This is a genomic window from Agromyces binzhouensis, from assembly GCF_004135055.1.
In the GTDB taxonomy this organism is placed as follows: Bacteria; Actinomycetota; Actinomycetes; order Actinomycetales; family Microbacteriaceae; genus Agromyces; species Agromyces binzhouensis.
This window is the reverse complement of the sequence record NZ_SDPL01000577.1, coordinates 1-1,500: the sequence shown is the minus strand read 5'-3', so window position 1 is coordinate 1,500 and position 1,500 is coordinate 1. Positions and strand designations below refer to the sequence as shown.

2 protein-coding genes are annotated in these 1,500 nt (G+C 75.8%); both read right to left on the bottom strand.

Annotation, left to right across the window (positions count from 1 at the left end; all coding sequences use genetic code 11):
* On the bottom strand, positions 1–510 hold a 510-nt coding region (gene moaC, locus ESO86_RS16845), incomplete at its 3' end, for a cyclic pyranopterin monophosphate synthase MoaC (RefSeq protein ID WP_129235946.1).
* Positions 507–1,500 (bottom strand): molybdopterin molybdotransferase MoeA (locus ESO86_RS16840; RefSeq protein WP_165308233.1); only part of this gene is annotated, 994 nt, incomplete at its 5' end. The genes ESO86_RS16840 and moaC, both read right to left, overlap by 4 nt.

The following is a 1,500-nucleotide window of genomic DNA, read 5'->3' as shown; positions in this document are numbered from 1 at the left end:
GCCATCCGGCGCGGGCGCATCGCGCTCGGACGACGGCAGCGCGTCCGCGCGCCAGACGCCCCGCTTGCCGCCCCGCTTCTCGACGAGCCGGATGCCGCCGAGCTGCGCGGCCGGGTCGACGGCCTTGACCATGTCGTGCAGGGTGAGGCCCGCGACGGCCACGGCGGTCAGCGCCTCCATCTCGACGCCCGTGCGCCCGGTGGTCGAGGCGGTCGCGCGGATCGTCACCGCCGACTCCTCGAAGCCGAAGTCGATCGAGACCGCGTCGAGCGGGACGATGTGCGCGAGCGGGATCAGCTCGCTCGTGCGCTTGGCCGCGGAGATGCCGGCGATCCGGGCGGTCGGCAGCACGTCGGCCTTCTTCAGTCCGTCGGACCGCACGAGGCCGACGACCCAGGCCGTGGTGTCGAGCCGGCCCTCGGCGACCGCGATCCGGCGCGTCACCGGCTTGCCGCCGACGTCGACCATGCGCGCGCGGCCGTCGTCGTCGAGATGCGTGAGCTCGCTCATAGGAACACGGTATCGACCTCGTCGCCGGCCGCCAGGGCCTCGAGGTCCTCCGGGATCACGATGAGCAGCTCGGATGCGGCGAGCGCGGCGACGAGGTGCGAGCCCGGTCCCCCGACGGGCAGCGCGAGCCCGTCGGCGGTGCGGCTCCCGCGGAGGAACTGCCGCTTCCCGGTCACGGAGCGGACGGCGTCGGCGAGCGGCATCCGCTCGGTGCGCGCCGCCGGCAGTCCGGCGATCGCGCGGAGCGAGGGCGCGACGAACAGCGCGAACGAGAGTTGCGCGCTGACCGGGTTGCCGGGGAACCCGATGAGCGGCACCCCGCGGTACACGCCGGTGGCCTGGGGTCCGCCGGGCTGCATCGCGACCGAGCCGACCCACGCGCCGAGCGGCTCGATGAGCTCCCGCACGACCTCGTACGCGCCCTGCGAGATCCCGCCGCTCGTGAGGACGAGCTCGGCCCCCGCGTCGATCGCGGCGTCGAGTTCGGCGCCGAGCCGGGCGACCTCGTCGCGGACGCGTCCGGCGTGCACGACGACGGCCCCGCACGCGGCGACCGCGGAGCGCAGTGCGATGCCGTTCGCGTCGGGCAGTTCGCCCGGTCCGAGCGGTGCGCCCGGTTCGACGAGCTCGCTGCCCGTGCTGATCACCGCGACGCGGACGCGCTCGCGAACGAGCAGCTCAGTGAGTCCCGAGGCCGCGGCCGCGGCGAGGTGACGCGGCGCCAGCCGGATGCCCGCGGGCAGCACGTCGTCGCCGGCGACGAGATCGGACCCGGCCGCGCGGACGTACTCGCCCGCCGAGCGGGAACGGAGGACGCGCACGAGCTCGGAACCGTCGATCGCCTCCGTGTCCTCGACCGGCACGACCGCGTCGGCCCCCTCCGGCACCGGCGCTCCGGTCATGATCCGCACGGCGGTCCCTGCCGCGAGCGGAGCCGGCGTACCGGGGGCCGCCGCCGACTCGCCGACGACCGGAAGCTCGACGGGCGCG